The organism is Erwinia sp. PPS120 (assembly GCF_047918655.1).
Lineage (GTDB): Bacteria > Pseudomonadota > Gammaproteobacteria > Enterobacterales > Enterobacteriaceae > Erwinia > Erwinia tasmaniensis_A.
Genome location: NZ_JBLREF010000021.1, coordinates 1 through 23651 on the forward strand (window position 1 = coordinate 1; position 23651 = coordinate 23651).

Here is a 23651-nt window from a genome sequence, read left to right on the forward strand (position 1 = left end):
AATTTGATGGCGGAGGAGGAGAGATTCGAACTCTCGAACGGTTTCCCGTCGCCGGTTTTCAAGACCGGTGCCTTCAGCCACTCGGCCACCCCTCCGCAATGAGGCGCACTATAAACATCCGCCCCGACGATGTAAAGCAGGTTTTAATTCAGTTGCTTTAAAAACAGGCAATTGATTTTTATTTGCCGTTAAAACCACCAGGGTGCGCGCTAAATCAGCACCTAATTGTGCAGGCTGGTTCGCTTTTCCCACTTTAGCCCTGACTCCGACACGGCGGCCAGATTGCAGCCCTGTTCCAGACATCAGACATCAGACATCAGACATCAGACATCAGACATCAGACATCAGACATCAGACATCAGACATCAGACAGCGAAGCTAAACACGATGAGTTCCCGCCCTGGGTTTTATTTTTTACCCGGAAAATTTGTTACACTGACCGCCGATCAACCACAGAGAGGTCACAGGGTGTTTTTTGAGGGTAAAGAAATTGAGCGCGATGCGCAGGGATATCTGAAATCGACGAGTGACTGGCATGAAGCCTTAGCGCCCCTGCTTGCCGCTGAGGAGGCGATTGTACTCACTGAGGCCCACTGGGATGTTATCCGGCTGGTGCGCAGCTTCTATCTGGAGTTCAACACCTCCCCTGCCGTCCGTATGTTGGTAAAAGCGATGGCGAAGGAGTACGGTGAAGAAAAGGGCAACAGCCGTTATCTCTTCCGTCTTTTCCCTCAGGGCCCGGCAAAGCAGGCCACTAAAATAGCGGGCCTGCCAAAACCCGCCAGATGCCTCTGAACCCTGCGCCCGCAGACGTGCGGTGATTAAGTGATGCGGCCGCATACGCGTAATCATTAATTTGTCGTAAACCCGCCGGGCTCGTCGCCCGGCGGGCAGGGTTCAGCAAGGACCTTATCCACGCGTGCGCTGCGTGGGCCCCCGGCTCTCAACCAGGTCAACAACGCCTCAACCCGTTCCTCTTCCCCCCATGCAACCACCTCAACGCTGCCGTCATCCAGATTCTTTGCGTATCCTTTCAGGCCAAGCGCCTTCGCTTCAAGCTGGGTGCTGTATCGGAATCCCACCCCCTGTACCAGGCCATGAACCCAGGCTCGTGTACACACTATCGCCATATTCCCTCCCGTAAAGACGCAGATTGCATTTTTCCGGCTGGCACCGGACAATAAACGCTGTTTTTCTGACTGTAAGCATAGCAAATATGAGTGTTCGTTTAATTCTTGCCAAAGGGCGTGAAAAGTCACTGCTCCGTCGTCATCCCTGGGTTTTTTCCGGCGCGATAGCCAAAATGGAGGGGAAAGCCCAATCGGGCGAAACCATTGATGTCTGTGACAGCCAGGGGAAATGGCTGGCCCGTGCAGCCTGGTCGCCCTCGTCACAAATCCGCGCCCGCGTATGGAGCTGGCAGCAGGATGAAACTATTGACGTCGACTTCTTTGTCCGTCGCCTTAAGGCCGCTCAGCAGCTGCGTAACTGGCTGGCCGCGCGTGACAATCTGGACAGCTATCGCCTGATTGCGGGCGAGTCAGATGGTTTACCGGGTGTCACCATCGATCGTTTTGGCCATTTCCTGGTGCTTCAGCTGCTTTCAGCCGGGGCTGAATACCAGCGCGCTGCCCTGATTTCCGCGTTACAAATCTGCTACCCCAGCTGTGCTGTCTACGATCGTTCCGACGTCAGCGTGCGTAAAAAAGAGGGCCTGCCTCTTACGCAGGGCACGGTGCTGGGCGACACGCCTCCCGACCTGCTGCCGATCACCGAACACGGTATGAAGCTGCTGGTTGATATTCAGACCGGCCATAAAACGGGCTACTATCTCGATCAGCGCGACAGCCGCCTCGCGACGCGTAGCTACGCAAAAGATCGTCGCGTGCTGAACTGCTTCTCCTACACCGGCGGTTTCGCTGTTTCAGCGCTACTGGGAGGCTGTAAGCAGGTCATTAGCGTCGATACCTCTCAGGGTGCGCTGGACGTGGCCCGTCAGAACATCGAACTCAACGGCCTTGACGTATCAAAAGCCGAATTCCTGCGTGACGATGTTTTTAAGCTGCTCAGACGCTATCGCGATGAGGGAGAAAAATTTGATCTTGTCGTAATGGACCCCCCGAAATTCGTTGAGAACAAAAATCAGTTAGCGGGAGCCTGCCGGGGCTATAAAGATATTAATATGCTGGCCATGCAGCTGTTGAATCCGGGCGGTATGTTGCTCACTTTCTCCTGCTCGGGACTGATGCCGACCGAGTTATTTCAGAAAATCATTGCCGATGCCGCGCTCGATGCGCAACGTGACGTTCAGTTTATCGAACAGTTCCGTCAGGCCGCCGACCATCCGGTGATCGCCAGCTACCCGGAAGGAATGTATCTGAAAGGTTTTGCCTGCCACGTGCTGTGACTTGAAAACATGCCCGCTGTCCCCATGTTATTGACAGGGCATTTTTCTCAGGAGGTTACGATGATTGCCAGCAAATTTGGACTTGGTCAGCAGGTGCGGCATCAGCTGCATGGTTTTTTAGGCGTGATAGTTGATGTCGACCCCGAATACTCTCTGGAGGATCAGGCGTTAGATGATACCACCACCAGCGGCTCGCTACGTCGTGCGCCCTGGTACCATGTCGTCATGGAAAACGCAGAGGGGGAAACGGTACACACCTATCTTGCTGAAGCGCAGCTCTCATGGGAACTGCCCGGCGAACACCCCGAACAGCCCTCCATGGACGAGCTGGCTGCCTCTATACGCCAGCAGCTCCAGGCGCCGCGCCTGAGAAATTAATTGTCGGGCTGAAACAGGCATCAGGTCTGATGCCGACACAGGTTTTCTGCCGCTATCCAAAGCCCGCGCTGCGGGCTTTGCTTTTTCCAGACGGACGCGGATCTCCTGTTACGCTTTTTGCAGGCCGAGGCGCGGTATTTCAATTTTGGGACAGCGGTCCATCACCACTTTCAGCCCGGCACTCTCTGCCAGTACCGCGGCTTGTTCATTGATTACCCCAAGCTGAAGCCAGAGCGATTTCGCCCCGATGGCAATGGCCTCCTGAGCCACACCGTAAGCGGCTTCCGAATTGCGGAAAACGTCAACCATATCTACCGGTTCAGGAATATCCTCGAGTTTTGCATAAGCCTTCTGGCCAAGCAGATCCTTCCCTGCAAGCTTCGGACTGACCGGCGTGACCTTATAACCCTGTGAGAGCAGGTAAGCCATTACCGTATAGCTGGCTCGCGCGGGTTTATCACTCGCACCCACCAGCGCAATATGCTGCGTACTGCCTAAAATTTCTGCGATCATTTTATCCTGCATAGCGCCCTCCTCTTTTTTGTCCCCTCTTATTTTATGCCCTTCTCCGTACTCCGTTAATGACCGGGCCGGTTTATTGCGTGTTCTCTCGCCTGAACCGCACTTAGAGTATGTAAAAATGTTAACACTGTGCCATAATGAAAGACTTTGATACATTCACTGTACTCGCATTTCCGCCTGCTGGAGAAAGAATGAAGCTGCGTCTGTCCCTGACAGGGCTACTGGCGATGCTGGTTGCGATAAGCACGCAGGCCACTACCCTGAAGCTTTCGCCTGATATCGATCTGTTGGTTCTGGATGGTCACAAAATATCGGGTTCGTTATTAAAAGGTGCCGAAGGCCTTGAGCTTGAACGTGGTCAGCATCAGTTTTTGTTTCGAGTCGAAAAAAATCTGCAAAAAGGGCCACAGCAGAATGAGATTTGGCTCTCAGCCCCAATGATTGTGACTTTTACCACGGTACATGCCCGTTCGGTTGCTATCCAGCTCCCCTCCCTGACCAGCCCCTCGTTAAGGAAGGCTTTTAACAAAAATGCAGATTTTCAGCTGGTCGATGAAAAAGGGACACTGATTGAGAGTCAGCGTGACCGCCTGAACACCGCAGGCAGTATTGATTTTGAACAGGCCATGGTTATCTACAATCTGAAAGGGAATGTCGCGTCGGTAGCACGTTTTGCCCGCCAGCCGAAGCCTGGCGCAGCGGCAAACGGCAGCCCGGACGATCTCGCCAGCAGTCAACATCCCGGTGGGCGGCTTCTTTATCTCTGGTATCAGCAGGTCGACTCCGCTACGCGCCAGCGATTTATGGTCCTTATGCAGGCACTGCGTACCAGTTGATGTATGCTACCCTGCCGCTTAAAATCGGCAGGTAAAGGGTTATCTCCCTCACCTTAAGTTGTGATATCAGGAAACCGGCATGGAACAAACCACTCGTACTATTCAGGAAAAAAAACATATTGCCCTGGTTGCGCATGACCACTGTAAAACGTCGCTGATGGAGTGGGTCGGTATCCATAAAGCGATACTCAGCGCCCACGCGCTGTACGCCACCGGCACCACGGGTAACCTGGTGCAGCGTGCGACCGGACTGCCGGTAACGGCCATGCTTAGCGGGCCAATGGGCGGCGATCAACAGGTTGGCGCACTGATTGCGGAACTGAAAATCGACGTGCTTTTTTTCTTCTGGGATCCGTTAAACGCCGTACCCCACGATCCGGATGTCAAAGCATTACTGCGCCTGGCAACCGTATGGAATATTCCGGTCGCGACGAATCGCGCGACGGCTGATTTCATCATCCATTCGCCACTTTTTACCCGGCCGGTCGAGATTAGCATCCCCGACTACCAGCGCTACCTGCAGGAGCGCCTGACCTGACCCTGTTGCAGCGGCTATTACCCCGCTGCAGCCATTATGGCTTGCGTAACACCGCCACGCCAAGCTGTCTGAACTCCTCCACAAAAACCGACGGATTATCTTTTTCATACAGCAGCCACGCCTGCTGCTTCGCACGGGTAAGGGCAACGTAGGCCAGTCGCCGCTCTTCGGCATCGGGAAATGCCTCTGGCTGCGGTAGCAACACCTGTTCGATCACCGATTCTCTTGCCTCAGCAGGAAAGCCCTCATTGCCCGCCTGCAGGCCCAGTAAAATCACATAGTCTGCCTGCTGCCCTTTACTGGCATGAATGCTGGTGAAATCTATCTTCAGCCTCGGCCAGCGGGTTTTCGCCTTATCCAGCAGCGGTGGACGCAGGTAATGGTAGCGGGCAAGGATCAAAATCCGCTCATCCGGCGCAGCGTAGCCGCTCATTTTGTCCAGCAATGCCTCCAGCTGTCCTTCCGGCAGCAGTGAAACGGCGCGTTTGCCCCCCTTACTCAGGCTGTTCAGCGGTTTTTTTAGCTGATGAGGATTACGCTGAATAAAGCGGTTTGCAACATCTCCGATGCGTTCGTTAAAACGATAGGTCGTATCAAGAAAGCAGCGATCGCCTTCGCCAAAATGGTGATGAAATGCAGTGGTTAGCGTCATTTCTGCCCCGCAAAACCGATATATTGCCTGCCAGTCATCGCCAACGGCATAGAGCGAGGTCTGTTTGTTTTGCCTTCTCAGTGCGGCCAGCAGCGCGGCACGCTGCGGCGAGATATCCTGAAACTCATCAACCAGAATATGCTTCCAGGGGCTGATGAAACGGCCTTTATTCAGAATATTCACCGCCAGGTGGATCAGGCCAGAGAAGTCCACCGCGCCCTCCTCTTTCAGCGCGCTTTTCCAGGCCTTAACAAGGGGGGCCATAAGTTTTACCCGTTTGGAGAAAACATCACGTATCGCCTCCGGTGCGAATGCAATCATCTCTGCCTGCGCCCCACCGTGCATACGCATTAAGCCCAGCCAGCGTTCCAGCCGGCTCGCCAGCTTTTTAGCCAGTCGATCATCCTGCCAGAACTCCCCTTCGCCAGGCGACCACGCCAGTTCATCCTGTAGCCACTGCCTCCAGCCGTTCGCGTGCGCTTTTTTCTCGCTGCACTGCTGACGCCAAACCGCAAGCAGTAGCTTTTGCCGCTCGGCACTGTCGGTCTCAAGCCTGCTTATCGTCGGCGATTTTTTACTTCCCTGGCTGATGATATTCAGAGCCAGGGAATGAAAAGTTCGGGCCTCTATGCCCTCCGTGTCCAGTCGCGCGCGGATACGATCGTTCATCTCACAAGCAGCCTGATGACCAAAGGCCAGCAGCAGGATTTGCTCTGGCGCAGCCTGCCGCCGCATTAACAGCCATCCCGCGCGCGCGACCAGCACCGAGGTTTTGCCGCTGCCAGCTCCCGCCAGTACCAGCAGTGAATCCTCGCCGTTGACCACTGCCCTAGCCTGAGAAGCATTAAGCGGCGAGGTTTCGACACTGTTGAAAAAGTCAGCATACTGCTCCAGCATTTTTTCTGTCCAGCTGGCATTACGCTGCTGGCGCAGTGCATCGCCGCTTTCCAGCCAGTGCAAACAAAACAGGGCCGCTTCCCGGCAGTTATCAAACTCGTTTAATCGCGTAACGGGCAGCGGTAAAGCGGTAAAGGCTTCTGTAATGACGCTGCGCCAGTCAGCGACATCACTGCGTTTCAGCCATTTGTCCTGCTGTTCAAGGGTGTGAAGTTTTTCGACGAGGCTGGTCAGTACGTCAGCGGCGACCCGGCTCATCTCTTCGCTCCAGAGCTGCCATGCGTGGCTGAGATGATGGTAAAAGCGCTGGGTTTCCTGCCATTCGGTGCCATGCAGCCGCACCACTTTGTCATCCGGCAGGGAGAATTCAAGTTCACCCCAGACCAGACCTCGCTTGCATTTGATGGCTAGCAGTTGATTAAACGGAATAAGGTACTCATGCTTTTCGCCACTGACCTCGACGCCGGCGTGCAGCAGCCGCACCCGATTGTAGGGATGTTGCGCCAGATGTTTACCCAGCGACGTTGCTTTCAGTTCCATGACGAGACCCTGGCTACTGTTGAATTCTCCAGGCGGTAGTTTACCCGGCGGGGGTGTACCGCTCCAGAGTTAAAAAACGGTATAATCAACCTATTATGCTATGCGATTTGTGTTCACCCTAAGGATTGTCCCCATGCGTACTGTTTTAAACATTCTGAACTTTGTTTTAGGTGGCTTTCTCACCACGCTCAGCTGGCTGCTGGCCACGGTATTGAGCGTGGTTTTTATCGTCACTCTGCCGCTGACCCGCTCCTGTTGGGAAATTACCCGGCTTTCACTGGTACCTTTCGGCAACGAAGCGGTACACGTTGACGAGCTGTACCCTGACCGGAAAAGCGCAGTGCTGAACTCGGGCGGGACGCTGCTAAATGTGCTGTGGTTTATTCTTTTCGGCTGGTGGTTATGCGTGATGCATGTTTTGACCGGCATTGCTCAGTGCATCACCCTTATTGGCATTCCTCTGGGTATTGCCAACTTTAAGATTGCCGCTATCGCACTGTGGCCAGTGGGCCGCCGTGTGGTGCCGGTTGAAGTGGCTCAGGCAGCCCGTGAAGCCATCGCCCGCCGTCGTTTTAACTGACCATGCAAATCACGCTTACGCGCGGCCTTCGGCGCTATGCTTACAATAGCGCACTGCTTTATAACCTGCGGATATTTATCGCCCTTGCTGGGACCACCGGCTTACCCTGGTGGTTAAATCAAATTACCTGGACCATTCCGCTAACGCTTGGCGTGGTCGCCGCTGCGCTGGCCGACCTGGACGATCGCCTGAGCGGCAGGTTACGAAACCTGCTGATCACCCTGGTCTGTTTTTGCGTGGCGTCGGTTTCAGTCGAACTTCTCTCCCCCCTGCCCTGGCTGTTTACCGCGGGTCTGGCGGTGTCAACCTGGGGGTTTATTTTGCTGGGAGCGCTTGGTCAGCGCTACGCCACCATTGCTTTTGGTGCCTTACTGATTGCTATCTATACCCTGTTAGGGATCGGTTTGTTCCCACAGTGGTATCTCCAGCCCGTGCTTTTGCTGGTGGGCGCTGCCTGGTACAACCTGTTAACCCTTACCGGCCACGTCATTTTCCCAATCCGTCCGCTACAGGAAAATATGGCCCGATGCTATGAGGGTTTAGCACTCTATCTTGATGCTAAGGCAGGCCTGTTCGATCCTGATGCCGAAGAGGGCGACAGCGATACTTTGATTGAGGTGGCAATGGCAAACAGTCAGCTGGTTGCCACACTGAATCAGGCAAAAATATCAATACAGTCCCGTCTGCGGGGTGACCGGGGCCAGCGTGGGACGCGCCGGACGCTACATTACTATTTTGTGGCTCAGGATATCCATGAACGCGCCAGCTCCTCGCACGTCCAGTATCACGCGCTGCGCCAGGAATATCGCTACAGCGATATTCTTTTCCGCTTTCAGCGCCTGCTATCCATGCAGGCCGGCGCCTGCCGCCAGTTAGCCACCTGCATTTTGATGCGGGAAACCTACCAGCACGATAGCCGGTTTGAGCGGGTGTTTGTTCATCTTCAGGCCGCGCTGGATCGGATAAAGCGCACACAGCCCGCCAGTAGCGAAGTGAAAGCCATGCACTATCTGCTGAACAATTTGCGGGCCGTCGATGCACAACTTGCCACAATTGAATCCGAGCAGCTGCAGGATGCAGGCACGCAAAACCACGACAGCACGCTTTCCAGTGAAGGACTGACGGGCTGGGCCGATATCAGGCTGCGACTAAGTCGCCACCTTTCCCCTGAATCGCCTTTATTCAGACACGCCGTACGCATGTCACTTCTGCTGTGCGCAGGCTATACCTTTATTCAGCTGACCGGGCTTCAGCATGGCTACTGGATACTGCTAACCAGTCTGTTTGTTTGCCAGCCTAACTACAATGCCACCAGGAGACGGCTGGCACTGCGTATTGCGGGCACGGTTATCGGTATCATTATCGGCCTGCCGCTGCTGTGGCTGGTGCCTTCTGTTGAGGGGCAACTGACCCTTATCGTGTTGAGCGGCGTACTGTTTTTCGCTTTCCGTCAGTCTCAGTATGCCCATGCAACTATGTTTATTACCTTACTGGTGCTGTTTTGCTTTAATCTACTGGGGGAGGGATTTGAAGTCGCTCTGCCAAGAATTATTGATACATTGCTCGGCTGCGCGCTCGCCTGGCTGGCCGTTGCCTTTATCTGGCCTGACTGGCGCTTCAGGCGGCTTTCCGCCGTCGCAGAACAGGCGGTAAGCGCCAACTGCCGCTATCTTGATGCCATTCTGGTGCAATATCACCAGGGTAAAGATAATCGTCTTGCTTATCGCATTGCGCGCCGTGATGCGCATAACAGCGACGCCGAGCTGGCATCCGTCGTGTCGGCGATTTCTGCCGAGAAAAATGCGGATATCCCCCTGCGGGAAGCGGCCTTCCGCCTGATGTGTCTGAATCACTCCTTTCTCAGCTACATCTCGGCGCTGGGGGCTCACCGGGAAAAAATTCAGCATCAACAGATGCTCAGGTTACTGGAGGATGCTGTCTGCTATGTTGACGACGTGCTACAGGTTGAAAGCGTTGATGAGATAAAAGCCACAGACGCACTGGCGCGCCTTTCTGAACGAATTGAAACGATGGAAGCCGAACCGGAAACGAAAGAGCCCCTCATTCTGCAACAGGTCGGCTTACTTATTGCGCTCCTACCCGAAATAGCGCTGCTGAAAAAGCAGGTCCTCATTAACAGGATTTAAGGGAATTACCCCCTTCATTGCGAGCACCGGAGCGTCATCCGGTGCCACTGACGCAGTTCTTCTTTAATGTCATCAGGCAGTGCCTGATGATGGCGCCCCAGAATGGCGCCCTGCAGCGCAAAAAGAACGTTAATGCTAAGATTCTTATTACCGGCCCGGAGCTTTAACCAGCTCTCCTTCGCCCCCTGCTCCTTTAACATTTGTACGCTGCAGATCCCCACTCTTCTTAGTTCGAGTTCAATACGTAGGCTCAGATTAGGCAGATCCTTAAGTCTTCGGTTCTGTAAAACCCCTTCCCGATGCTTACGTGCCCCTTGCAGGCAAAGTTTGGACAAAGCGATCAGCTGCTCCTGCTGGCACCAGAGCGCCGGATCCACGCGATAATAATCCAGCGTCACCGGTATTCCTCTTTTGTTAAAACAGAGAGGTTCCATCTGGCGCTCAACCAGATAGGGTTTGGCCTGTTCACAGGCACGCAGGTAAAGTTCCCCCTCCGCGATGAGCGCAAAAACCACTTTCCCCACTGACAGGCTGTAACCGCCAAATTGGCTGCGACTGTGGATATCTCCTAATGCCGCCAGGTCACGCTTGGCCTGCTCAATTTTTACTTTTGAATCATGCATTTCTCTCTCCTTGTGCCTAAGCCGTCCTTACGCAAAAACTTCATTCTTTGCTGCGCTGTAGAAAGTATGCAATGGGCGTTAAGGGTTCAATGAATAATTGCCTGAAAAGACATTTGCATTTCTTTTTTGCGAGGCATTTTCAAAAAATAAGGTTGATCTTTATTCACCCTGCCTATACTGTATATTCATACAGTAACCCTGAGGGCGAAGCCATTATGTATACTCATTCTCTGAAGCCACGCGCTCGCACCGCTGCGTTTAATACGACTCCAGCCTCTGCCGGTGACACACCTCATACAGAGGGCACAACGGGCCTGATCAGCGAACTTACCTACAGTGAGAATCAGCCAGGCATGACGCAAATGCTGTTACTGCCTCTACTGCAGCAGCTTGGTACGCAATCGCGCTGGCAGCTATGGCTAACACCACAGCAAAAATTGAGCCGCAGCTGGCTGCTGCAATCAGGTTTACCGTTGGATAAAGTCATGCAGGTGAGTCAGTCAGGCGCTATAACTACCGTTGAAGCGATGATTAAAGCACTGCAAACCGGCAATTACAGTGTGGTTTTAGGCTGGTTGCCCGGTGAAATTACGCTGGAAGATCGCCTCAGACTTCAGCATGCGGCTTCTGCAGGACACGCTCTGGGATTGATCATGCGGCCCGATCGGGCAAAAATCGCTATCTCCAGACCGTGCAATGGGCTAAAAATTCACTCTACTTTGTATCATTAAGTAAAAATAAGAATTTTCTCATGATTATTTTTCAATAACCCCGCGAACAGCGGCCGATAATGGGCTGACGCGGCGCGACAATGGTTTAGTGCCTCTTAATATCTCTTCTTTTAGGATGAAACCTGTCCACAAATGTGAAAATTTATGTGTGGAAGGAACTTTTTTTGCTGTTGTCGCTCACATCATACTTGTAACTTTGCTGGTACGTTGTAGACTTTACGTCGCCAGGGTGCTCAATAACCACCATTTTTTGGATGAGTCACAATCGAGCTTCATAACCCGGCGAAGGATTTAATCAAAGAGCTAATGAAAGCTCATTGCCTATTTGGATGATAACGAGGCGCAAAAATGAAAAAGACAGCTATCGCAATTGCAGTGGCACTGGCTGGCTTCGCTACCGTAGCGCAGGCCGCCCCGAAAGATAACACCTGGTACACCGGTGCTAAACTGGGCTGGTCTCAGTATCACGACACTGGTTACTACGGTAACGGTTATTCCAACAACGACGGCCCAACTCACGAGAGCCAGCTTGGCGCTGGTGCATTCGGTGGTTATCAGGCTAATCAGTACCTGGGCTTCGAACTGGGTTATGACTGGCTGGGTCGTATGCCTCACAAAGGCAACAACGTAAACGGCGCATTCAAAGCACAGGGCATTCAGCTGGCTGCTAAACTGAGCTACCCAATCGCTGACGATCTGGACGTTTATACACGTCTGGGTGGTATGGTATGGCGTGCAGACTCTACTCAGCAGAATACCCTGACTGGCAATCGTATCAGCGACCACGACACCGGCGTTTCTCCGCTGGCAGCTGTTGGTGTTGAATACGCACTGACCAAAAATTGGGCAACCCGTCTGGACTACCAGTGGGTTAACAACATCGGTGATGCAGGTACCGTTGGTACCCGTCCTGATAACGCTATGCTGAGCGTTGGTGTATCTTACCGTTTTGGTCAGGATGATGCTGCTCCGGCTCCGGCTCCAGCACCTGCTCCGGCTCCAGTTGTTGAAACCAAGCGTTTCACCATGAAGTCTGACGTTCTGTTCACCTTCAACAAGGCAACTCTGAAGCCAGAAGGTCAGCAGGCTCTGGATCAGCTGTACACCCAGCTGAGCTCACTGGATCCTAAAGACGGTTCAGTCGTTGTTCTGGGCTTCACAGACCGCATCGGTTCTGAGCAGTACAACCAGAAACTGTCTGAGAAACGTGCTCAGTCCGTCGTTGACTACCTCGTTTCTAAAGGCATCCCATCTAACAAGATTTCTGCACGCGGTATGGGCGAATCTAACCCAGTTACCGGCAACACCTGTGACAGCGTGAAAGGCCGTAAGGCTCTGATCGACTGCCTGTCTCCGGACCGTCGCGTAGAAATCGAAGTTAAAGGTATCAAAGACGTTGTAACTCAGCCACAGAGCTAAGTTCCTCCTTTGATAAAAAAACCCCGCTCCGGCGGGGTTTTCTTTTATAGCTCTTTGTTGAGCCGCTCTTCCTTCACCCGTCATTCCTGCTTAAAGTCGACTACCGCTTAACAACATTCCCAGCATTAACCCCTTTGCCTGGTTTGCCTGCCTCGTCTGTTTAGACCGCTTTCTCTGCTGCATGAAAGAAGTGACCCTGACCACTCAATGAACGCGCTGGTGCTGGCGTTTAATCTGGCTTACCCAGGATGGCCTTAAGATCCTGTTTGAGAGATGACATCTGGTTAGCGTACTGCTCTTTTCGCTCCGCATCCTCAATCAGCTGCACGATGGTTTCAGAGAGCGTGCTGCTCCTCCGCTGGGCCAGACCCGCCAGCCGCTGCCAGACCAGATATTCCAGATCGATCGACTTTTTACGGGTGTGTTGATGCTCCGCATTAAAATGGCGCTTGCGGCGTGCGCGTATGGTCTGCTTCATTCTGTTTTCGAGCGCAGGATTGATATGCCTGCTTATCCAGATAAGCACATCAACCGGTCTGTTTTCCATAGCCAGAAGTTCGTCGACAGCAACCTGCGCCGCGCTATATTCCAGATAGCGCGTAATGGCCTCACCCTCCCGGTGTTTTTTTACCAGGTATTTCCATTTCCAACCGCTTTCAAGATTTTCCAGTTGCTGATATTTCATCGGAATCTCATGCTGACTTCATAACGGGTTAAGAATAACAGTTTTTAACGTGCAGCCGCACACAAAACAAGGATGTTATCTTTATTGCGATCTGAACATGATGTGAAACACATGTCCCCGGTGCTTAACAGGCTGAAATCTTGTATAATGCCGCTTTTACTCATTTTAGAAAAATACGATAACTTTGACCAATAACAGATTAGAATGGCGTGCTTTACAGCCCGATATCGAAAGCGTCCAGCCCCTTTTTACGCAGGCTTTTGAAGCCGACGGCAGCTGTTTTGCTCTGGTGCAAGCGCGCCTGTTTAACGGTCTGAGCCTGCTTCTGCAAACGCCAGCGACATTCCCGCTGATGTTAATCAAGACGCCAGAAAATATTGAATATCAAATACTCATTGAGGAAGAGCTTACCCGCCTTGCTGAAGAGGACGACGAGTCGCTCTACGGTGGTCGTTATCAGGTTGAAGGGATGTCCGTTAGCTGGCAGCCAGCCGTCGCGCCAGAGGATAATTTCGCCAGCACGGGGGGGATTCATCGGGCAGACTGGATTGAAGCCGAACAGCTTTTCGGCTGCGTTCGTTTACAGCAGACTACCCTTCTTCCTGAACCCGGTCTGGTGCATAAGGCTAACGGCGGCACGCTGATTCTCTCATTACGTGCGCTGCTGGCTCAGCCGCTACTCTGGCTGCGATTGAAAAAGATTATGGCCACCGGGCAGTTCGACTGGCATTCTCCCGATGAAACCCGCCCTTTGCCCGCCGCAATCCCTTCAATGCCGATGCAGTTCCGTCTGGTTCTTACCGGCGACCGCGATGTACTGGCTGAGTTCCAGGAAATGGAACCCGAACTGGCCGCTCTCTCTCTTTATGGCGAATTTGAAGATAATATTCAAATTGTGGATGCGGGGGAGTTCACCCTCTGGCTGAGGTGGTTTAATGACATCGCCATCAGTCATGGTTACGGGCCCATCAAAGAAGACTTTTGGCCGGTAATGATTCGTGAGGCCGTGCGCTACACCGGAGACCAGGATACGCTACCGCTCTGTCCCGCCTGGATTTCACGTCAGCTACACGAAGCGGCGATGTACAGCGATGATAACAGCCTGAGCGGAGAAAATATCCTTAATGCCCTTGAAATGCGCGAGTGGCGTGAAGGCTTTCTGCCCGAGCGCGTGCGGGATGAAATTCTTCTCGATCAGATACTCATAGAGACGGAAGGCGAAATGATTGGGCAGATCAACGCCCTGTCGGTGATTGAGTTTCCAGGCCATCCGCGCGCCTTCGGCGAACCGTCGCGCATCAGCTGTGTGGTTCATGTTGGCGACGGCGAATTTACCGACGTGGAGCGCAAAGCCGAACTGGGTGGCAATATTCATGCGAAGGGCATGATGATCATGCAGGCGTGGTTGATTGCAGAGCTGGAGCTGGAACAGCAGTTGCCCTTCTCAGCGTCAGTCGTATTTGAACAGTCCTACTCGGAAGTTGACGGCGATAGCGCCTCCCTGGCTGAACTCTGCGCATTGATCAGCGCACTCTCCAGCCAGCCGCTGACTCAGCAAATTGCCGTGACCGGTTCGGTTGATCAGTTTGGTCGCGTACAGCCGGTCGGCGGGTTGAATGAAAAGATTGAAGGCTTCTTCCATATCTGTAATCAGCGTGACCTTAACGGCAGGCAGGGAGTGATTATCCCCGCCGCTAACGTGCGCCATCTCTCCCTGCAGCAGGAAGTGGTGGATGCAGTACGGGAAGAAAAATTTCATATCTGGGCAGTGGGCAGCGTAGATGAAGCCCTGCCGCTGCTCACTGGTACAGAATGGGATAAGGAAGAAGGTCCCTGCCTGTTACGGACCATACAGGAGCGCATTGCGCAAATTAACCAGCAGGAGCTGCGTCATCATCGCCCGTGGCCTCTGCGCTGGCTGAACTGGTTTAACCAGAACTGATTAGGCTTGTTCAGCGTACACCTGTTCGCTAAACTTCGTGCTTCACTAAAATAAGGCTTATTGACAACATGGTAGATAAACGCGAATCCTATACAAAAGAAGACCTCATTGCCTCTGGTCGCGGAGAATTGTTTGGGGCTGAAGGCCCCCCCTTACCCGCTGGCAACATGTTGATGATGGACCGCGTGGTCAAAATGACCGAAGACGGCGGCAACTACGGCAAAGGCTTTGTTGAAGCCGAGCTGGATATCAGCCCTGACCTCTGGTTCTTCGGCTGTCACTTTATCAACGATCCGGTTATGCCAGGCTGCCTGGGCCTGGATGCGATGTGGCAGCTGGTAGGATTTTATCTGGGCTGGCTGGGAGCCGAAGGCAAAGGCCGTGCGCTGGGCGTAGGCGAAGTGAAATTCTCTGGTCAGATACTGCCTACGGCTAAGAAAGTTTCCTACCGTATCCATTTCAAGCGGGTGATTAATCGCAAGCTGGTGATGGGCGTAGCGGACGGTGAAGTGCTGGTTGACGGGCATGTCATCTATACTGCCAGCGATCTGAAAGTTGGGCTGTTTAAAGACACAAACGCTTTCTAAAACGCAGAAACGCAAACCTCCGCTCAGGCGGAGGTTATTCGTTGGTTAAACAGGATGATTATACCGAAACCGTCCTGTCCTCCATGGCTTGTCGCCACCCTCCCAACCAGTGAGACCTCGGTTCTATCGTTTGATAGGGACATATCTCCTTGGATCGTCCGGTAATACCGGCCTGATAACCGCGTGAATGTGCCCGTTCGAGTCGATCTCGTTTCTGTCTCTTCATCATGCCTGTTGTCCCCTCTTCAGGTCAGGTGGATTCTGGTGGAAAGAAATCAGTGATTACCTGCTGCATAACCACTCTTAAGTTCTATCGCCATCAGCAAAAAAAATCAATGCGCAATTTTCACGCCATCGTCATCAAAATGACACGTCAGCGCGGAACGAGAACGCCACAAAATTGGCAGTTAAAGGCTTTAAATCGCTGTTTAAACATTAAAAAAGCCTTCGACCCCTGCAAATATCCGCTTGCAAAGATCAAAGGCTTACAGATAAAGATTAATTTATTTTAATTATTGCTAAGAATCGAATTAGCAATGACCTGTGCTTCCTGCTGCCATCCAGCCGCCAGCGTTTTTACCAGCGCATCGTAGCCATCTTTATTTTGCGGCAGCGTCAGCGAAAAACTGCGCTTTATGATCTGTCCCTGGTGCTCAAGGATCCAGTCCCCGCTGATAACCGCATGGCCGTCATAGCGCCCATGGAAGCCGGTTACGTTGACGTTTAGCTTATCCTGCGATTGTCCCAGCGGCGAAGCCGAAACCAGCCAGCCCGGCAGTGCTTCGCCAAGGTTGGCCACCAGCGTCTGCTGGAGCTGCTGATCCAGCGGGCTGGCCCAGAGGTTATTGCTGGCGATGACATACTGCACATCACTGCGCTGAAACACTACGCCGTTGCCCGCAAGGTAGTCGGGCACCGAGACATGCTCAACCCACACCGCCGGCCGGCTGGCGTCTTCACGGCTGCTTACCACCGTGCTTTTACTGGCTGACGGCAGCTGATAGTAGTTCATTTCCGGCGTACTGCTGCACCCAGCCAGCATTAGCGCCAGCGCAATGGGGATCCATTTCATCATTGTTTCGCCCTCTTCGGCTGTGGGTCCTGCCCTGGCTTAGCCTGAAAAACCAGCGCGTTACTTTTCGTATTCAGCGTCTTCAGGACCGGCTGAAGGTCGCGCATGACCTGATCGAGCCTCTGCATGTCGCCAACCATTTTAGTATAGGCCGGAGAGCCAGGCTGGAAGCCCTTCATGCTGCGATTCAGCTCGCGAAGGGTTTTCTGCATATCAGCAGGCAGATCCTTCATCGACTGACTGCTGGTTATCTGATTAACATTATCCAGCGTTTTCTGCAGTTCGCGCATTGTACGCTGAGTCTCTTTCAGCGTGCCGGTCGCCTGATTGATCATCGGGTTCAGCGGCAGATTGTTAATTTTATCCAGCGCATCCATCAGTTTTTGCTGGATCTGCGCCAGGCCACCGCTCATGGTTGGAATCAGCTCATAACCGGCAAAGGAGTCCGGACCAGTGAAAGGTTTGGCGTTACTGTAAAAATCGAGGTCAATATAGAGCGACCCGGTGATCAGGTTGGCCGATTTAAGCGAGGCGCGCAGGCCGCTTTTGATTCCGTCCTTAAGATGGCGTTCAATATCAAAGTCTTTACCCAGCATGCTCTGGAAGCGATCGGGTTCGATACGGATCAGCACCGGAATGCGGTAATCGTTGTTCAGTCGCTGAGCGATCTCCTTCGACTGGAACGGCACCTGAGCCACGGTCCCAAGACGTATGCCGCGGAATTCAACCGGTGCGCCCGCCTGCAGGCCGCGAATCGAGTCGCTAAAGAACATGACGAAGTCCTTATGCACCGTATAGAGCGAGTCCTGGATACTGCGCTGATCGTCAAACAGGGTGAATTCGCTTTTGTTTTCGGCGACCTTACCCAGCTCCCAGCCGTCGGGAACGTCAAAGCTTACGCCACCGCTAAACAGCGTGGTCAGCGACCCCATCTCCACGCGCATCCCTGAGGCTGACATATCTACCGCAATGCCGCTGTCTTTCCAGAAGCGCACATTGGTGGTGATCAAACGATCGTAAGGCGCAGCGATGAACAGCTGATAGGTCATCATGCGCTTGTCAGCGTCAAAATGGCTGGTTTCAACCGAACCCACGCGATAGCCACGGAACAGGACCGGATCGCCCGCGTTAAGCTGACCCGCTTTCTTGCTGTCCAGCGTAACGTGAATACCTTTGGCATCAGGTGGTGCCAGCGGGGGGGCATCAAGCAGCTGATACTGCTGCTTCATCTCACCCTTATTGCCGGGCTGTAATTCAATATAGGCCCCGGAGAGTAGCGTCCCCAGGCCGGTAACGCCTTCACGGCCAATGGTTGGCTTGACCACCCAGAAGGCGCTGTCGTTCTTAAGCAGTTTTTCCATTCCGGAATTAAGGCGGGCGGTGATCTCAACGTGATGCAGATCGTCCGTTAGTACCGCACTCTGCACGACGCCCACATCTACGCTGCGGCTCTTGATGGTGGTTTTACCTCCTTCAATACCCTCAGCATTGGTGGTAATCAGCGTCACCAGCGGCCCCTGATGACTGAAGTGATAAAAAAGGATCCACGCACCAATCAGCACGGTGACGATGGGGATTATCCAGACGGGTGACCAGCGCTTGATTTGATCAACCGTCGCCACGTCGTGATTATTTTCCTTCAATTGCAGGCTCCTCAAGACTCTTTTCTCGTACACGATCCCAGGTCAAACGGGGGTCAAAGGTCATGGCGGCAAACATCGTCAGGATAACCACCATGGCAAACAGCAGCGCGCCGGGCGCGGGATAGATGTTCATTAATCTCCCCATACGGACCAGCGCGGATAGGACGGCAATAACGAATACGTCGATCATTGACCAGCGACCAACGAACTCCACCACCTCGTAAATCTTGTGCATTTTTTCACTGTCGTGACGTCCCGGCCCCTGCCGGTTGGCATCCCAGCAGAGCCAGCAAATCGCCATCATCTTTAGTGAGGGAACCATAATACTGGCAATAAAAATTACCATTGCCACCGGGTAGGAGCCTTCACTCCAAAGCAGTACCACACCCGCCATAATGGTTGAGGTGATTTTACTGCCCAGCGCTTCGGTGATCATAATCGGCATCAGATTGGCGGGGATATAAAGCAGCAAGGATGTGATCAGCAGCGCCATCGTCCATTGCAGACTGTGCCGCCGCCTTGCATGACCCGTCGTACCGCAGCGGGGACAAACCTGGTGGTCGGCGGCCAGCACCGCCGTGCAGCAGCGGCAGGAACGCATGCCCTGACGTAGCCCGCTGATACCGGCTTCCGGCGCGGCTGGCAGCGCCGGAACGGGCGCGATTTGCCCCCACAGCCAGCGGCGATCGACGCACTGAAACGCCCGCAGCTGCATGATGCAAAACAGACACCAGGGCACAAAGCTGGTGCCCACGCCAATACTGCCGTAGGCCATCAGCTTCACAAAACTGACCAGCACACCGGCAAGAAAAATTTCAGCCATTCCCCAGCTCTTCATCTGGAAAAGCATGCGCGCCATGTTCCGCCTGAGCGTATCTGGCAGGCGAACAGCGTTTACCAGCAGCAGGATGATGACCATACACAGGGCGGGTACCGCCTGTACAAACAAAATAAACAGCGTTGCCAGGCTGCTGTAGTCTTCTGAAACCATCACCTCAGGAATGCGCAGCAGGGTTATTTCGCTGCTCAGTCCTGAGACGTTCATATTGACGAAGGGAAAAAGGTTAGCCAGTACCAGCATAAACAGGGCAGCCAGCGCATAGCCGGTGGGCCGCTTTCGCGGCTCCACCCAGCGCGAGACCAGCGTGGTCTTGCAGCGCGGACAGCTGGCCTTGCTGCCCGGCTTAAGTTCCGGTAACTGCGTCATCAGATCACACTGCGGGCAAAGCATCCATCGTTCAGCGTGGTGATTCGAACACATTGTTGACCTCTGAGTGACTTAGTTAATCATTTTTCAACGATTCAAGATATTCCCAGCGCTCGAAGGCCACTTCCAGCGCCTGCTCCGCCTGTGACAGCGCATCCAGTACCGGCTGCGTCACCTCATGGGGCTGGCTGAAAAAGCTGGCATCGGCCACCTGAGCCTGCAGGGATTCAAGCTGCTGCTCCAGATCTTCCATCTTTTGCGGTAGCTGTTCCAGCTCTCGCTGGACGTTATAGCTTAGCTTACTGGCTCCACGCTTTGCCGGCTCGCTTTTTACACTTTCCTGACGCGGAGTCGTCGCAACGGTTCTGGCCGCCGCGCGATTCTGCTTCCAGGCCGCGCGCTGGCGCTGCGCATCGTGATAGCCGCCCACGAAGGTGCCAATATCGCCCTGGCCATCGAAAATCCAGCATTCGGTCACGGTGTTGTCCACAAACTGACGATCGTGGCTGACCAGCAGTACCGTTCCCTGATAGCCATCAATCAGCTCTTCAAGCAGTTCCAGCGTTTCAACATCCAGGTCGTTGGTTGGTTCATCGAGGATCAGCAGGTTGCTGGGCTTAAGAAACAGGCGCGCCAGCAGCAGACGGTTACGTTCACCGCCTGAAAGCGCACGAACCGGCGTCATGGCGCGTTTAGGATGGAACAGGAACTCCTGCAGGTAGCCCAGAACGTGGCGCGGCTTACCGTTAACCATCACCTCCTGCTTACCTTCGGCCAGGTTATCCATCACCGTACGATCGGGATCGAGTTCGGCCCGATGCTGATCAAAGTAAGCCACTTCCAGCTTGGTGCCGATATGTACGCGTCCGCTGTCGGCTTTAAGCTGTTCCAGCATCAGCTTCAGCAGCGTGGTTTTGCCACAGCCGTTAGGGCCTATCAGGGCAATCTTATCACCGCGCTGAACCTGTACGCTGAAGTCGCGTACCAGCTGTTTCTCACCCATGCGATAGCTGACGCTTTCCAGTTCAAAGACGATTTTACCGGAGCGGCTTGCCTCTTCGACCTGCATGTTAGCTTTGCCCATCACTTCACGACGCTCGGAGCGCTCGTTACGCAGCGCCTTAAGCGCGCGTACGCGCCCCTCATTGCGCGTACGACGGGCCTTGATGCCCTGTCGGATCCATACCTCTTCCTGAGCCAGCTTGCGGTCGAATTCGGCATTCTGCATCTCTTCAACGCGCAGCGCTTCCTCTTTACCCAGCAGGTACTCATCATAATTCCCCGGCCAGGAGACCAGCTTACCGCGATCGAGATCGACAATCCGCGTTGCCATATTGCGAATAAATGAGCGGTCATGGGAAATGAAGATAATGCTGCCCTGGAAGGTTTTCAGGAAAGTTTCCAGCCAGTCAATGGTTTCGATATCCAGGTGGTTGGTTGGCTCATCCAGCATTAATACGCGCGGGTTACTGACCAGCGCCCGCCCGAGGGCCGCTTTTCGCAGCCAGCCGCCTGAAAGCGATGAAAGTGGCGCATCGGCGTCAAGTCCAATCTGCTTAAGCACATCGTGAATACGGGTTTCCAGCTGCCACAGATTCTGATGATCCAGAATGCTTTGCAGGCGCCCCATTTCATTCAGGTTTTTATCGCTCGGATCGGTCATCACCAGATGTGAGATGGCATGATAAGCTTTCAGGTACTCGGCCTGCTCGTTAACGCCTTCCGCGACAAAGTCATACACCGACCCCTTTACGTTACGCGGCGGATCCTGCTGCAGGCGCGCCACAACCAGATCCTGCTCATAGATGATGCGACCATCGTCGAGCGGCTGCTCACGGTTGATGATCTTCATCAGCGTGGATTTGCCCGCGCCGTTACGGCCGACCAGACAGACCCGCTCGTTTTCTTCAATATGAAGCTCGGTGTTGTCCAACAGCGGTGCATCGCTGAATGACAGGTAAGCACCATGGATACTGATCAGAGACATAAAACTTATTCCTTACCGGCGTGGGTTATCAGCCAGCAGTTATGAATTTGACGGTTACGGGCAAAGTCCTGAGACTGCGTTTTGCCGGTGATTTCCTGCGCGGTCAGGTTCAGCCCTGCCAGCCCATCATGGTCCATTTTGAACCCGCGCTTGTTGTTAGAGAACATAATGGTACCGCCCTTACGCAACAGGCGCTTTAAATCGATCATTAGCGACAAATGGTCGCGCTGCACGTCAAAACTCTCTTCCATTCGCTTGGAATTGGAAAAGGTTGGCGGATCGATAAAGATCAGATCGAACTGTTCATCAGACGTTTGCAGCCAGTTCAGACAGTCGGCCTGCATCAGCCGGTGCTGCCTGCCGGTGAGACCGTTCAAACGCAGGTTACGCTCTGCCCACTCCAGATAGGTACGTGACATATCTACCGTGGTGGTGCTCCGTGCACCGCCCAGGCCCGCATGGACGCTGGCGCTGCCGGTATAGGCAAAGAGGTTAAGGAAATCTTTACCCTTGCTCATCTGACCGAGCATTTTTCGTGCCACGCGATGGTCGAGGAACAGTCCGGTATCCAGATAGTCGGTCAGGTTCACCCAAAGCCTGGCGTTATATTCGGTAACCTCAAAAAAGTCGCCTTTCTCGCCCAGCTTCTGATACTGACTTTTACCCTTCTGCCGCTCGCGCGTTTTCATAACCAGCCGGTTAGGCGGCAGATCCAATACGCTGAGGGTGGCAGAAATGACATCAAACAGACGCTGACGCGCCTTCGCCGGTTCGATGGTTTTTGGCGGCGCGTACTCCTGCACGACCACCCAGTCGCCGTAGCGATCGACCGCGACGTTGTAGTCTGGCAGATCCGCGTCGTAAATGCGGTAGCATTCAATGCCTTCCTGCCGCGCCCACTTCTCCAGTTTCTTAAGGTTCTTACGCAGGCGGTTAGCGTAATCTTCGGCAATCTGGCCCACTGCGTTTGGCGACGTGTTGACCGCCAGCGCGTAGTTTTTTTGCACACAGTCCAGCGGGCCGTTTTTCGCCTTAAACTGGCGTTCGGCACGCAGTTGCAGGCAGCTCAGCAGCTCGGGTGAGGCGCTGAACAGGGAGAGATTCCAGCCGCCAAACTGATTTTTCATAATGCGACCCAGCTGGCTGTGCAGCGCAATCAGGGCCGGTTCGCTTTCAAGACGCTCGCCGTAAGGCGGGTTGGTCAGCACGGTGCCGGTTGGGCCATCCGGCAGAGGATTCTGCAGCTTAAGCGCATCCTGTACGGTATAGCTGATGATATCTGCCAGCCCGGCGCGGCGGGTATTCGCCCGCGCCCGCTCAATAACGCGGGAGTCATTGTCGAAGCCGTAAAAACGGGAGGATGTTTCCTGCAGGCCACGACGTGCACGCACCTGCGCTTCGCTGCTGACTTCACGCCAGAGCGCTTCATCAAACTTAGCCCATCCGGTGAATCCCCAGTGGGTACGGTGCAGACCCGGCGCGCGATCGCTGGCGATCATCGCCGCTTCAATCAGCAGCGTACCTGAACCACACAGCGGGTCGAGCAGCGGCGTGCCCGACTGCCAGCCGGAACGCATAACAATGGCCGCCGCCAGATTTTCCTTCAGCGGAGCCTGTCCCGTTTGCTGACGGTAGCCGCGCTGATGCAGGCCTTCACCGCTCAGATCGAGCGCAATGCTGGCGGTATCCTTATTGAGCCAGACATTGACACGAATGTCCGGCTGCTCGCGATCCACATCCGGACGCGCGAGGTTTTTACGGGTGAAGCTGTCAACGATAGCATCTTTCACCTTAAGCGCGCCGTACTGACTGTTGCGGATAACCTCGTTCAGGCCGCTGAAGTGAACGGCAAAGGTCTTATCGCTGCCGAACATCGCAGGCCAGTCGACAGCCTGAACGCCCAGATAAAGATCCAGATCGCTGTAAACGCTGCATTCGGTAAGCGGCAGCAGGATGCGCGATGCCAGACGGCTCCACATCAGGCTCTGGTACATCAGACGATCGTCACCCTGGAAATGTACGCCGCCCTGGACAATCTGGCAGCCTTCGGCCCCCAGGGTTTCCAGTTCACTTTTTAATAGCTCTTCGAGCCCACGCGCCGTACTGGCAAACAGAGAATTCATAGTGTCACTTGTCGTCTTCAGAAAATTGCTGCGCATTATAGCTAATCACAGGCCCATGTCATAAAGTTAGCTTCTTTTCGTTTGCGCCAGGTGAACTGCCCGGCTGTCTGACGCCTTTATTTAACCATGTTATGC

General features: G+C 53.9%; 23 protein-coding genes and 1 tRNA gene. 11 read left to right on the forward strand and 13 right to left on the reverse strand.

What is annotated here, in order from left to right:
• Positions 1 to 7: 7 nt before the first annotated feature.
• Both ACLRGG_RS12755 and ACLRGG_RS12760 read right to left on the reverse strand, forming a co-directional pair.
• Positions 8 to 95, reverse strand: a tRNA-Ser gene (locus tag ACLRGG_RS12755).
• 13 nt (positions 96 to 108) lie between these two features.
• Positions 109 to 252: a hypothetical protein gene (locus ACLRGG_RS12760; protein ID WP_416250120.1), complete on the reverse strand. Its 144-nt coding sequence runs from the start codon at positions 250 to 252 to the stop codon at positions 109 to 111.
• Positions 253 to 468: 216 nt separating this feature from the next.
• Between ACLRGG_RS12760 and ACLRGG_RS12765 the strand changes: the two genes are divergently transcribed.
• On the forward strand, positions 469 to 795 hold the full coding sequence (locus ACLRGG_RS12765) for a TusE/DsrC/DsvC family sulfur relay protein (protein ID WP_416250121.1): 327 nt from the start codon (positions 469 to 471) through the stop codon (positions 793 to 795).
• 56 nt (positions 796 to 851) lie between these two features.
• Here the strand turns inward: ACLRGG_RS12765 and yccX are convergent, their stop codons facing one another.
• The gene (yccX, locus tag ACLRGG_RS12770; protein WP_416250122.1) at positions 852 to 1130 is read right to left on the reverse strand and encodes an acylphosphatase; all 279 of its coding nucleotides are present in this window, start codon (positions 1128 to 1130) and stop codon (positions 852 to 854) included.
• Positions 1131 to 1216: 86 nt separating this feature from the next.
• On the opposite strand from yccX, the gene rlmI reads away from it, so the two are divergent.
• Entirely contained in the window at positions 1217 to 2407 is a 1191-nt protein-coding gene (gene rlmI, locus ACLRGG_RS12775) for a 23S rRNA (cytosine(1962)-C(5))-methyltransferase RlmI (RefSeq protein WP_416250123.1), read from the forward strand.
• 60 nt (positions 2408 to 2467) lie between these two features.
• Positions 2468 to 2785: a heat shock protein HspQ gene (hspQ, locus tag ACLRGG_RS12780; protein WP_416250124.1), complete on the forward strand. Its 318-nt coding sequence runs from the start codon at positions 2468 to 2470 to the stop codon at positions 2783 to 2785.
• Positions 2786 to 2893: 108 nt separating this feature from the next.
• Here the strand turns inward: hspQ and ACLRGG_RS12785 are convergent, their stop codons facing one another.
• Positions 2894 to 3310: a CoA-binding protein gene (locus ACLRGG_RS12785; protein ID WP_416250125.1), complete on the reverse strand. Its 417-nt coding sequence runs from the start codon at positions 3308 to 3310 to the stop codon at positions 2894 to 2896.
• Positions 3311 to 3498: 188 nt separating this feature from the next.
• Between ACLRGG_RS12785 and ACLRGG_RS12790 the strand changes: the two genes are divergently transcribed.
• Together ACLRGG_RS12790 and ACLRGG_RS12795 are read left to right on the forward strand one after the other, a co-directional pair.
• On the forward strand, positions 3499 to 4143 hold the full coding sequence (locus ACLRGG_RS12790) for a YccT family protein (protein WP_416250126.1): 645 nt from the start codon (positions 3499 to 3501) through the stop codon (positions 4141 to 4143).
• Positions 4144 to 4222: 79 nt separating this feature from the next.
• Positions 4223 to 4681 carry a methylglyoxal synthase gene (locus ACLRGG_RS12795; protein WP_416250127.1) on the forward strand — a complete coding sequence of 153 codons (459 nt, stop codon included), beginning with the start codon at positions 4223 to 4225 and terminating at the stop codon, positions 4679 to 4681.
• Positions 4682 to 4715: 34 nt separating this feature from the next.
• Here ACLRGG_RS12795 and helD read toward each other — a convergent pair whose 3' ends face one another.
• The gene (gene helD, locus ACLRGG_RS12800) at positions 4716 to 6770 is read right to left on the reverse strand and encodes a DNA helicase IV (RefSeq protein WP_416250128.1); all 2055 of its coding nucleotides are present in this window, start codon (positions 6768 to 6770) and stop codon (positions 4716 to 4718) included.
• A 133-nt stretch (positions 6771 to 6903) separates the two neighbouring features.
• Here helD and ACLRGG_RS12805 point away from each other — a divergent pair, with 133 nt between their 5' ends.
• Together ACLRGG_RS12805 and yccS are read left to right on the forward strand one after the other, a co-directional pair.
• Positions 6904 to 7350 carry a YccF domain-containing protein gene (locus ACLRGG_RS12805; protein WP_416250129.1) on the forward strand — a complete coding sequence of 149 codons (447 nt, stop codon included), beginning with the start codon at positions 6904 to 6906 and terminating at the stop codon, positions 7348 to 7350.
• A gap of 2 nt (positions 7351 to 7352) precedes the next feature.
• Complete coding sequence (gene yccS, locus ACLRGG_RS12810) at positions 7353 to 9497, forward strand: YccS family putative transporter (protein WP_416250130.1); 2145 nt, start codon at positions 7353 to 7355, stop codon at positions 9495 to 9497.
• Between the two features lie 14 nt (positions 9498 to 9511).
• Here yccS and ACLRGG_RS12815 read toward each other — a convergent pair whose 3' ends face one another.
• Positions 9512 to 10120, reverse strand: a complete 609-nt coding sequence (locus ACLRGG_RS12815; protein ID WP_416250131.1) for a TfoX/Sxy family DNA transformation protein — start codon at positions 10118 to 10120, stop codon at positions 9512 to 9514.
• 215 nt (positions 10121 to 10335) lie between these two features.
• Between ACLRGG_RS12815 and sulA the strand changes: the two genes are divergently transcribed.
• On the forward strand, positions 10336 to 10851 hold the full coding sequence (gene sulA, locus ACLRGG_RS12820; protein WP_416250241.1) for an SOS-induced cell division inhibitor SulA: 516 nt from the start codon (positions 10336 to 10338) through the stop codon (positions 10849 to 10851).
• Positions 10852 to 11199: 348 nt separating this feature from the next.
• Positions 11200 to 12270 carry a porin OmpA gene (gene ompA, locus ACLRGG_RS12825; protein ID WP_067702950.1) on the forward strand — a complete coding sequence of 357 codons (1071 nt, stop codon included), beginning with the start codon at positions 11200 to 11202 and terminating at the stop codon, positions 12268 to 12270.
• A gap of 229 nt (positions 12271 to 12499) precedes the next feature.
• Here ompA and matP read toward each other — a convergent pair whose 3' ends face one another.
• On the reverse strand, positions 12500 to 12955 hold the full coding sequence (matP, locus tag ACLRGG_RS12830; protein ID WP_416250132.1) for a macrodomain Ter protein MatP: 456 nt from the start codon (positions 12953 to 12955) through the stop codon (positions 12500 to 12502).
• A gap of 184 nt (positions 12956 to 13139) precedes the next feature.
• On the opposite strand from matP, the gene ACLRGG_RS12835 reads away from it, so the two are divergent.
• On the forward strand, positions 13140 to 14897 hold the full coding sequence (locus ACLRGG_RS12835) for an AAA family ATPase (RefSeq protein WP_416250133.1): 1758 nt from the start codon (positions 13140 to 13142) through the stop codon (positions 14895 to 14897).
• Positions 14898 to 14965: 68 nt separating this feature from the next.
• Positions 14966 to 15484, forward strand: a complete 519-nt coding sequence (gene fabA, locus ACLRGG_RS12840; RefSeq protein ID WP_067702941.1) for a bifunctional 3-hydroxydecanoyl-ACP dehydratase/trans-2-decenoyl-ACP isomerase — start codon at positions 14966 to 14968, stop codon at positions 15482 to 15484.
• A 58-nt stretch (positions 15485 to 15542) separates the two neighbouring features.
• Here fabA and rmf read toward each other — a convergent pair whose 3' ends face one another.
• The 6 genes from rmf to rlmKL form a co-directional block, all read right to left on the reverse strand.
• On the reverse strand, positions 15543 to 15710 hold the full coding sequence (rmf, locus tag ACLRGG_RS12845; protein WP_073980969.1) for a ribosome modulation factor: 168 nt from the start codon (positions 15708 to 15710) through the stop codon (positions 15543 to 15545).
• A 282-nt stretch (positions 15711 to 15992) separates the two neighbouring features.
• Positions 15993 to 16559: a membrane integrity-associated transporter subunit PqiC gene (gene pqiC / locus ACLRGG_RS12850; RefSeq protein ID WP_416250134.1), complete on the reverse strand. Its 567-nt coding sequence runs from the start codon at positions 16557 to 16559 to the stop codon at positions 15993 to 15995.
• On the reverse strand, positions 16556 to 18199 hold the full coding sequence (gene pqiB, locus ACLRGG_RS12855) for an intermembrane transport protein PqiB (RefSeq protein WP_416250135.1): 1644 nt from the start codon (positions 18197 to 18199) through the stop codon (positions 16556 to 16558). Before pqiB ends, pqiC begins: the two co-directional genes overlap by 4 nt.
• Positions 18186 to 19460, reverse strand: coding sequence for a membrane integrity-associated transporter subunit PqiA (gene pqiA / locus ACLRGG_RS12860; protein ID WP_416250137.1), 1275 nt, complete (start codon positions 19458 to 19460; stop codon positions 18186 to 18188). The genes pqiB and pqiA overlap by 14 nt, the downstream gene beginning before the upstream one ends.
• Positions 19461 to 19482: 22 nt before the next feature.
• Entirely contained in the window at positions 19483 to 21393 is a 1911-nt protein-coding gene (locus ACLRGG_RS12865) for an ABC transporter ATP-binding protein (protein WP_416250138.1), read from the reverse strand.
• Positions 21394 to 21398: 5 nt separating this feature from the next.
• Positions 21399 to 23516: a bifunctional 23S rRNA (guanine(2069)-N(7))-methyltransferase RlmK/23S rRNA (guanine(2445)-N(2))-methyltransferase RlmL gene (gene rlmKL / locus ACLRGG_RS12870; RefSeq protein ID WP_416250139.1), complete on the reverse strand. Its 2118-nt coding sequence runs from the start codon at positions 23514 to 23516 to the stop codon at positions 21399 to 21401.
• Between the last annotated feature and the right edge of the window lie 135 nt (positions 23517 to 23651).

Excerpts from the sequence above, each read along its gene's own strand:
- yccX (WP_416250122.1), bottom strand. The coding sequence starts at position 1,130 with ATGGCGATAGTGTGTACACGAGCCTGGGTTCATGGCCTGGTACAGGGG.
- rlmI (WP_416250123.1), top strand. The coding sequence starts at position 1,217 with ATGAGTGTTCGTTTAATTCTTGCCAAAGGGCGTGAAAAGTCACTGCTC.
- hspQ (WP_416250124.1), top strand. The coding sequence starts at position 2,468 with ATGATTGCCAGCAAATTTGGACTTGGTCAGCAGGTGCGGCATCAGCTG.
- ACLRGG_RS12785 (WP_416250125.1), bottom strand. The coding sequence starts at position 3,310 with ATGCAGGATAAAATGATCGCAGAAATTTTAGGCAGTACGCAGCATATT.
- ACLRGG_RS12790 (WP_416250126.1), top strand. The coding sequence starts at position 3,499 with ATGAAGCTGCGTCTGTCCCTGACAGGGCTACTGGCGATGCTGGTTGCG.
- ACLRGG_RS12795 (WP_416250127.1), top strand. The coding sequence starts at position 4,223 with ATGGAACAAACCACTCGTACTATTCAGGAAAAAAAACATATTGCCCTG.
- helD (WP_416250128.1), bottom strand. The coding sequence starts at position 6,770 with ATGGAACTGAAAGCAACGTCGCTGGGTAAACATCTGGCGCAACATCCC.
- ACLRGG_RS12805 (WP_416250129.1), top strand. The coding sequence starts at position 6,904 with ATGCGTACTGTTTTAAACATTCTGAACTTTGTTTTAGGTGGCTTTCTC.
- yccS (WP_416250130.1), top strand. The coding sequence starts at position 7,353 with ATGCAAATCACGCTTACGCGCGGCCTTCGGCGCTATGCTTACAATAGC.
- ACLRGG_RS12815 (WP_416250131.1), bottom strand. The coding sequence starts at position 10,120 with ATGCATGATTCAAAAGTAAAAATTGAGCAGGCCAAGCGTGACCTGGCG.
- sulA (WP_416250241.1), top strand. The coding sequence starts at position 10,336 with ATGTATACTCATTCTCTGAAGCCACGCGCTCGCACCGCTGCGTTTAAT.
- ompA (WP_067702950.1), top strand. The coding sequence starts at position 11,200 with ATGAAAAAGACAGCTATCGCAATTGCAGTGGCACTGGCTGGCTTCGCT.
- matP (WP_416250132.1), bottom strand. The coding sequence starts at position 12,955 with ATGAAATATCAGCAACTGGAAAATCTTGAAAGCGGTTGGAAATGGAAA.
- fabA (WP_067702941.1), top strand. The coding sequence starts at position 14,966 with ATGGTAGATAAACGCGAATCCTATACAAAAGAAGACCTCATTGCCTCT.
- rmf (WP_073980969.1), bottom strand. The coding sequence starts at position 15,710 with ATGAAGAGACAGAAACGAGATCGACTCGAACGGGCACATTCACGCGGT.
- pqiC (WP_416250134.1), bottom strand. The coding sequence starts at position 16,559 with ATGATGAAATGGATCCCCATTGCGCTGGCGCTAATGCTGGCTGGGTGC.
- pqiA (WP_416250137.1), bottom strand. The coding sequence starts at position 19,460 with ATGTGTTCGAATCACCACGCTGAACGATGGATGCTTTGCCCGCAGTGT.
- ACLRGG_RS12865 (WP_416250138.1), bottom strand. The coding sequence starts at position 21,393 with ATGTCTCTGATCAGTATCCATGGTGCTTACCTGTCATTCAGCGATGCA.
- rlmKL (WP_416250139.1), bottom strand. The coding sequence starts at position 23,516 with ATGAATTCTCTGTTTGCCAGTACGGCGCGTGGGCTCGAAGAGCTATTA.